Raw genomic sequence first — 8071 nt, forward strand, 5'->3', positions numbered from 1 at the left:
CTCGACGTATGACGGCCTGTGCACTTGGTTACCCGCTTGGTCAGCTGGAGCCCGCCGGAGCGGGCTCGGTCGGCCAGCATCACGATCAACTGCTCGCCCGAGACCGCCTCCGCGGCCGACTCGACGACCGGCTTCTCTGCGGCCTCGCACTCGGTGATGGTCTCGCTCATCAGGCGTCTCCTCAATCACCGGATCCGCCGTCTATTGGACACTCCCTCAAGCTCAGGCAAGTGTGAGTGTGGTGATGCCGGTGGCGTCAGTGATACCGGTGGTCAGGCATTTGAGGGCGTTGAGTTGAGGGAGGGTGATGGTTTGAACCGCGCTGGATCCCTGGAAGGGGCCTTGGGTGACGGTGCCGGTGAAGGTGGTGATGACCTGGCCGGCGATGGCGGTGCTGCTGCCGCTGCCGGTGATGACGCTGGTATCGCCAGTGTTCCAGGTGATCGTGCGCTGGCCGGTGAAGGCGCCCAGCAGGTCGTTGCAGCCGACGAACAGTGTGAACTGTTCCCCGTAACCACCGCTGGTGACCTGGCCAGTCGCATCGAGGCATGAGGTGAAGGTGCCGGTGGTGCTGAGGCTGATCTCGCGAGCCTGGAAGAGGACGCCGGGATTATAGGTGGTGGTCTCCGTGCCCGTGCACTGGACGACCTGAAGCGGCCGCGCCAGTACCGACGCCGACGCGGTTGCCGGCATCATGAACATTCCCATGGCCGCGACGGCAGCGACGAGTGCTGCCCATGAACTGCGCCTCATACGTACGGTTCCCTTCCTGGAGGACCAGGGCTTCAGCCATGGCCCGAGCATCTGTGGGATCCCCTCCCCTGGCCGATGTGAGGCAGGCTGGGGGCCGGTCGAGCGGCGTGGCGAAGGCGACGGTCCGGAGGAACGTGGCACCGATACGGTGCCTGCCGGTGACAGTGTCGTTGGAAGCGACGACGGTCCCTCCCGGGGGCAAGGAGGATGCCGATGGCGTGCGGTGTGGTGGCGTCGCCGTTGCTAGAGTGGCTGGTTTGGCCGATCCGGCTGATGAGGCTGAGCAGGAAGCCGACGGTCGCTGTGGACACAGCTTGGACGTTGATCGCGTTGTCGCCGACGTAGGTCTGGTAAAAAAAACCTACCTCTGGAGTCGAACCACCTGCTGCCCGGGGTGAGGCCTGGGCTGTCCTGCTGGTCCGCTGTTCCTGTGCAGATGACCAGAGGCACGGCCTGAGCGGATCGTGTAGTGAACAACGGCAGGGCGCAGCCAGGGCCGTGGTGAAGGCTACGGCGGTAAGGTGCCGAAACGGTGCTCCCACGGATGCCCCCTATGAGCGGTGCAAGCCGACCGACTGATCGTGAGCCCGGTGTGAAGGAATAGCAAGGCGTGCGGGGCAGTCAATTCGGGGCGTACTGAAGCACACGCCAGGCGCCCGGAACAGAGAGTTCCATCGACTCGGGGCAGGATGACGTGAGAATGCCGGCTCACGGCCCTCCCCTCGCCTCTACTGAGCTTGTCGGTGTGATGTCGTGAGGCTGACAAGTGACGGTTGTAGCGGTATGCCGGAAGTATGAGGTATCCGCAAGGCGGCGGCCTGACCGCCGAGCGGCGGGCGTTTCGCGAACGCATCCGCATGGAGGCGGCCGAGATGTTCGCCGGGTGACAGGACAACGCGACGGTGGCGAAGGAGCTGCGGGTCAGCGTGCGCTCAGTGCAGCGCTGGCGCCGTTCCTGGCAGGAAGGCGGCCGACACACCCTGCACTCCAAGGGATCGGCCGCCCGTCCCAAGCTGAACGAGGCCCTGTTCGCGGTTCTGGAGCAGGAGCTGGCCAAGGGGCCGGTCGCCCACGGCTGGCCGGACCAGACCTGGACCCTGGCCAGGATCAAAACGCTGATCGGACGCCGGTTCCACCGGACCCTCACGCTCTCGGCCATCGCGCGGATGCTCCGGCGTCACGGGTGGAGCCACCAGGTTCCGGCCCGACGGGCACTGGAGCGCGACGAGGACACGGTCGCCGGCTGGGTGAAGGAGACATGGCCCCAGGCAAAAGGACCGCGGCGGCGCTCGGCGGCTGGATCGTCTTCGAGGACGAAGCCGGCTTCTCGATGGGCTCTGCCAAGATTTCCGTGAAGCAGTGACGGAGAGTCATGCTGGGCCGGTGTGCACGGTCTGTGCTGTGCTGCGCCGGTGACGCGCCGGTCGGGGCAGCGGGACGCTGCGATCGTGTGAGGCGATGCTGCAGCAGCTCCTCCCGTACCTGGCCGCGGTGCTGGTGGAACAGGTGCGGGTAGAGGAGGAAAAGGTACTGATCGTCGCGCGGACCCGGGACGGCACGATCGTGCCCTGTCCCGACTGCGGTACGCCGGCTCGACGAGTCCACAGCCGCTACCGGCGGCGCCTGGCCGATGTCTCCCTGGGCGACCGCCCGGTCGTCATCGACCTGCGGGTCCGGCGTATGTTCTGCGACAGTGCTCGCTGCGCTCGTCGGACCTTCGTCGAGCAAGTAGCGGGGTTGACCGTGAGATACGGGCGCCGCACGGCCGCCCTCGTCGAGATCGTGCAGGCGATCGCACTGGCGGGGCGGGCCGGTGCCCGGCTCGCGGCCGTCCTTCACGTCCCGATCAGCCGGGCCACCTTGCTCAACGTGGTGAGGGCGCTGCCGGATCCGCCCCAACCTGCATTGCACGTGCTCGGCGTTGACGATTTCGCGACCCGCCGGGGCCGGCGTTACGGGACCGTGCTCGTCGACCTGGACTCCCATCGTGTCGTGGATCTGCTGCCCGGCGGTGAGAAAGCACCCCTGGTCGCCTGGCTGGCCGATCACCCCGGCATTGAGATGGTCTGTCGGGACCGGGCTGGTGCCTACGCGGAGGCGGCAAGCGCCGGAGCACCCCAGGCCCGCCAGGTCGCCGACGCCTGGCACCTGTGGGACAACCTGGCCCACACGGTCCAGCGCACCGTGATAACCCACCGGTCCTGCCTGACGCCACCGCCACCGGAGCAGGCCGAATCCGTGTCGGCGAAGACGCCCGACCCCGCCCTCAACCCGGACACCGGCGCTGAGAAGTGGCTGGTCACCCGCACCCGGGAGCGCTACCAGGCCGTCCAGGACCTGCTGGCCCAGAGATGGACGATCAGCGCGATCGGACGTGAACTCGGACTGGCCCGCCACACCGCCCGCCGCTACGCACGCTGCGAGAACCCCGAGGCCCTCGCCGACCGCGCCATCCGCACCACCTGGCTGGACGCCTGGCGGCCTTACCTGATCAGCCGCTGGAACCAGGGCTGCACCAACGCCTCCGCCCTCTTCCGCGAAATCCAGGCCCAGGGCTATCCAGGCCGCACACCGCAAGCCGTCCGTCGCTTTCTGCGTCCACTGCGTGATACCGCAAAGGCGGCGCCTGCACCGCCACCCAAGCCTCAGGACCTCACCGGCTGGATCACTTGTCACCCCGGCCGCTTACGCGCCGAGGAGGAACGACAACTCGACGAGATCCTCTTCCGCTGCCCCGAACTGGCCGCACTGCGCACTCACGTCCACACCTTCGCCCGCATGATCTGCGACCGCGCCGGCACCGACCTCCCCGCCTGGATCTGCGCGGTCCGCGCCGACGACCTACCCCAGCTGCACGTTTTCGCCGACGGACTCGAACGCGACTGGGATGCTGTCCTGGTCGGCCTCACCCTGCCCTGGAGCAGCGGTCCGGTCGAAGGTCACGTCAACCGGATCAAAATGCTCAAGCGACAGATGTACGGACGGGCCTCGCTTCCGCTCCTACGCAAACGAGTCCTCCTCGCATGACGTTCCGTCACCGCTTCACGAAAATCTTGGCAGAACCTCTCGATGACGCCGCCCACCTCCCGAACCTGGGCATGGCGCGGGCACACGCCCGTGATCCGAGTACGGGGACGCTCCCAGCGCCGGTTCTCGATCGCCGCCCTGGCCTGCTACAAGCAGGGCTGTCGGCGTACAAGTGGACGTGCGCCACCTCGTACGGAGGAATGTGCTCCGTTTTCGGTGCGGGGGTGGGGTGGGGACCATGAGTCTGCTGCTGTCGGTTCGGGGAGGCGGCTGGCGGTGGTCCTGGATCCACATCGGTGGCTGGAGTTGAGGCGGTTTCGTCCGCTGTATGAGTCCGGGGCGATGAGCCTGCGGGAGATCGCCAAGGAGACGGGGCTGAATCGCCGGACGGTCAGCAAGTATCTGAAGAATCCGGCTTCGACCGCGCCGCCGAAGCGGGAGGTGGCCGGTCAGCGGCCTCGGCGGGTGGTGGACGAGGTCGCGCCGCTGATCGACGCGATGCTCAGGGCCGAGGTTCTGCTAAAGGCATCGGTGATCCATGAACGCCTGGTTCAGGACTATGCGGTCGGCATCAACTACCAGCGGGTGAAGCTCTATCTGCAGGAGGCCCGGCCGCGGATCGCAAAGGAACTGGGCATCAGCCCGGGCGAGCTGGCGGGCCTGCACCGGCGGTTCGAGGTCGCTCCGGGTGCTCAGGCCCAGGCGGACTGGGGCGACGAGGGCAAGATCCTCGCTCACGTGGGGATCTCGAAGGTCTACTCGTTCCACATGACGCTGTCGTACTCGCGTGATCCGTTCTGCTGCTTCACCACCAGCCAGGACCTGGCGACGTTCTTCGACTGCCACCGGCAGGCGTTCGCGCACTTCGGCGGAGTGCCGATGAGCATCGTCTACGACCGCACCAAGACGGTCGTGCGCCGGCACGCCGCCCCGGGCAAGGCGGTCCCGCTGCATCCGGGGGCGGTCGCCTTCGCCGGGCACTACGACTTCGACATCGATGTGCTGGCCGCCTACCGGCCACAGGGCAAGGGCCGGGTCGAGCGCCAGGTCGGCATCGTCCGCGACCATGTCCTGGCCGGGCGGGCGTTTGCCTCGATCGAGGAGATGAACGCCGCCTTCACTGCCTGGGTTTCGTTGCGTCGGGCGAAGGTCTACGGCACCCACGGCGAGGTCATCGGGCACCGGGCCATGCGTGATCACACGGCTCTGCGTCCGCTGCCGAAGACTCCGTATGTGGTCATGCAGCGGCATCTGCGGCACGTGGGCAAGGACTGCCTGGTGGCTTTCGACGCGAACCTCTACTCGGTGCCCGCCCGCAAGGTCCCTCCCCGCCAGCTGGTCGAGATCCGTGCCACGAAATCCCAGGTCACACTGCACTCGACGGTCGCAGACGGGAACGGTCAGACGCTGCTGGCCACCCATCCGAGGGCAGTCGGCCGAGGCGCCCGCATCGTGGATGAGACCCACTGGGACGGCCTGCCCACCGGCGCCGGCCGGCGCGTCACCACCGGGGACGATCAGCCGTCACCCCGCCGCGGCCAGCCTCTGGGGCACCGAGCGGGCCACTGCAGGCTCTGCTGTCCCGGGCCGCAGCCGCAAGCGTCGAGGTCGGCCGTCGCCCGCTGTCAGTCTATGACGAGCTGACCGGCACCCGCCCCTTCACCACCAGCGCACCGACCAAGGAAGCCCGTTGAGCGAGCTGACCAGCAACCGCATCCGTGCCACCGCCGCCAAGCTCGGCCTGCCGCACCTGGCCGAAGCCCTGAACCAGTACGTCCAGCGGGCGGACGAGACCAAGATGGGCTATCTCGATCTGATCGACCTGGTGCTGGCCGAGGAACTCGCGGTCCGTGACGACCGCCGGTTCCGCAACGGGCTGCGGCTGTCGAAACTGCCGCATCACAAGACGCTGGAGGACTACGACTTCTCTTTCCAGCCCGACCTCGACCCGCACAAGGTCAAAGACCTGGCCACCCTGTCCTTCGCCGAGGACAAGGCCAACGTCGCCCTGCTCGGGCCACCCGGGGTCGGCAAGACACACATCGCCGTCGCCCTCGCCGTCGCGGCCTGCCGGGCCGGCTACTCGATCTACTTCACCAGCCTCGAGGTCCGCCACCTCAAGGCCGCCGAGGACCAGGGCCGGCTGATCAGCAAGCTCACCAGCTACCTTCGCCCTGCGGTTCTCGTGGTCGACGAGGTGGGCTACCAGCCACTGGAGCGGACCGAGGCGAACCTGGTCTTCCAGGTTATCTCCAAGCGTTACGAGAAGGGCTCGATCATCCTGACCTCGAACAAGACCTTCGGCGAGTGGGCCAGGTCTTCGGCGACGAGGTCCTGGCCACCGCGATCCTCGACCGCCTCCTGCACCACTGCGAGGTCGTCCCGATCAACGGCAACAGCTACCGCCTCAAGAACCGACTCGCCGCTATCGAAAGAGACCGGGACGACGCAGCCTGACCGGACGTTGCCGTGTCTTCACAGGTCAGACCACAGGTATCCGTCGGAGTAGACGTGCCAGCCTCGGAAGAACCAGCCGGCCAGATCGCTGATCCGCTCCATGCAGTCTTCGTAGTAAGCCTCGGGAGTCGGCCTGGGGAAGTTCGCATGTGAGGTCCACATCGGCACCCACGTCGCGACTTCATAGAACCCATCAACGAGCCACCGATCGAGTTTCTCGTCGCCCTGGCAGTGCTCGCACGCCGTCCGCATGGCCCTCTCAAGACGGGTGAAGGCAGCCCGGTCCCACTCCAGATCCCCACGCAGTCGCAGCAGGAAGCTTCCTTCCTCTGCGTCGAACTCCCGTCTCAGAACCTCGATGGCCTCGTCCATGAACGAGATCATGGCAGGCCCTGAAGGAAACCTTGGCACGGCCCTGACCGGCATCAAGTGGTGCACCTACATCTGTACTTGGCGGAGCACTCAGAGGAGTACGCCGACAAGCACTGCCTGATCCCTTACCGTCGATGCCCGGCGCAACTCTCCCAGTGCGCTGGACACCGGACCAAGCAGGTGGGGAAATGAGGCAATCCTGATCGCTTGAAGAGCCTCAACACCACTGGCAGACGAACTACTCCACAGGCTGCGCCCCACGACCAGCGTGAGCACACCGGAAGACCGGCACACCAGCCCCTTGACCTGCGACTTCAAGTTGGCAGAGGCTCACTGCGCGTCTTCGCCCACCGCATCAGGTCGGCGACCGGTGTGGTGGCAGGCAGGTTCGATATCCAGTAGCCCGACGGAGTGTCCTGGCCGTCCGGCCACTCGACCAGGAGCGTCTGGGCGGACAGGACGCCGTCCCACCGATTGCGGCCGTCGCCCGCAACCTGGGCCTGCTTGCCCGCCGGCCGCATTGTCAGCACCGCGAACCGTGAGGTCATCGCACCTTTGCTGCCGCGGCGCCAGGTCACCTCGGCGAACCGGCCGACGCCGGCCTCGGCCGCGAGGGCGGAGACGGCCCGCGGCGGGATGCGGTAGCGGGACAGCGTCGGCGGACCGAGCCCGCCATAAGCAGGCCGGTGCGGCCGGGCACCCTCCGGATGGGCGACTTCCTTCCCGGTCAGCGCCAGGACATAGGCCGGCCCTCGCTGTTCGAGACCGAGCCGGAAGGGGGTGCTGACGCCGTAGCCGGCATCGGCGACCACCACCGGCGCCTTCAACTGCCAGGCGGTCAGGCTGTCGAGCAGGCCGAGCGCCAGCCGCCACTTCTCCTGGTGGCCGGTGCCGTCGGGGACTCCGGCCGGCGGCAGCGGTCCGGTTCCTCCGTCCACTCGCGCGGCAGGTACAACTGCCAGTCCAGCGGGCAGGACGCGGTGTCGGTGGCGGCGTGGACGTTGACCGCGACCTGGCAGTTCGCCCGCTTGCCCACCGCTCCGCAGTACTGCCGGGCCCCCCGACCGAGGCGGTGCCGCACTTGGGGAACGACACGTCGTCGATCACCCACACCTCGGGCATGATCGTCTCGGGCAGCCGCTGGGCGATCCGCCACCGGACCGGCAGCGGATCCCACGGCGACTGGTTCACGAACTGCTGCAGGGCCTGCATGTTCCCGTCCGGCAGCCGCTCGGCCATCGGCTGGACCGACTTGCACCGACCGTCCAGCATCAGACCCCGCAGATAACACGCACCCCACCGCCGCGGCACCGAGGCGAACACATCGGCAACGAACTCCGCCAACTCACCCCGGAGCCGTTCCACCTCCCCCAGCCTCATACCGGAGAAGATGCCCACCACCAGAAGAGATCACCCGACGTAACGAAGCACCACTAGAAGCAATACTGGTGATTTAGGTTGT

General features: G+C 67.3%; 4 protein-coding genes and 5 pseudogenes. 5 read left to right on the top strand and 4 right to left on the bottom strand.

Annotation, left to right across the window (positions count from 1 at the left end; translation table 11 throughout):
* Positions 1 to 222: 222 nt before the first annotated feature.
* The gene (locus tag AMK33_RS43460) at positions 223 to 708 is read right to left on the bottom strand and encodes a hypothetical protein (protein ID WP_235618358.1); all 486 of its coding nucleotides are present in this window, start codon (positions 706 to 708) and stop codon (positions 223 to 225) included.
* Between the two features lie 839 nt (positions 709 to 1547).
* Here AMK33_RS43460 and AMK33_RS39650 point away from each other — a divergent pair.
* The 5 genes and pseudogenes from AMK33_RS39650 to istB all read left to right on the top strand — a co-directional run.
* Positions 1548 to 2078: pseudogene (locus tag AMK33_RS39650) on the top strand (winged helix-turn-helix domain-containing protein); the annotation flags it as partial.
* Positions 2079 to 2211: 133 nt separating this feature from the next.
* Positions 2212 to 3780 (top strand): ISL3 family transposase, encoded by a 1569-nt coding sequence (locus AMK33_RS39655; RefSeq protein ID WP_073938089.1) that lies wholly within the window; start codon positions 2212 to 2214, stop codon positions 3778 to 3780.
* Between the two features lie 36 nt (positions 3781 to 3816).
* A pseudogene (locus AMK33_RS44555) lies at positions 3817 to 3945 on the top strand (IS630 family transposase); the annotation flags it as partial.
* Between the two features lie 177 nt (positions 3946 to 4122).
* Positions 4123 to 5424, top strand: a complete 1302-nt coding sequence (istA, locus tag AMK33_RS39660) for an IS21 family transposase (protein ID WP_443030959.1) — start codon at positions 4123 to 4125, stop codon at positions 5422 to 5424.
* Between the two features lie 46 nt (positions 5425 to 5470).
* Positions 5471 to 6237: pseudogene (gene istB / locus AMK33_RS39665) on the top strand (IS21-like element helper ATPase IstB).
* 18 nt (positions 6238 to 6255) lie between these two features.
* Here istB and AMK33_RS39670 read toward each other — a convergent pair.
* The 3 genes and pseudogenes from AMK33_RS39670 to AMK33_RS45105 all read right to left on the bottom strand — a co-directional run.
* Positions 6256 to 6609, bottom strand: coding sequence for a hypothetical protein (locus AMK33_RS39670; RefSeq protein ID WP_073938094.1), 354 nt, complete (start codon positions 6607 to 6609; stop codon positions 6256 to 6258).
* 314 nt (positions 6610 to 6923) lie between these two features.
* Positions 6924 to 7786: pseudogene (locus AMK33_RS44560) on the bottom strand (IS701 family transposase).
* A pseudogene (locus AMK33_RS45105) lies at positions 7729 to 7989 on the bottom strand (transposase); the annotation flags it as partial. The pseudogenes AMK33_RS44560 and AMK33_RS45105, both read right to left, overlap by 58 nt.
* Positions 7990 to 8071 lie beyond the last annotated feature (82 nt).

Origin of the sequence: Streptomyces sp. CB02400 (assembly GCF_001905725.1) — a bacterium.
Classification (GTDB): domain Bacteria; phylum Actinomycetota; class Actinomycetes; order Streptomycetales; family Streptomycetaceae; genus Streptomyces; species Streptomyces atrovirens.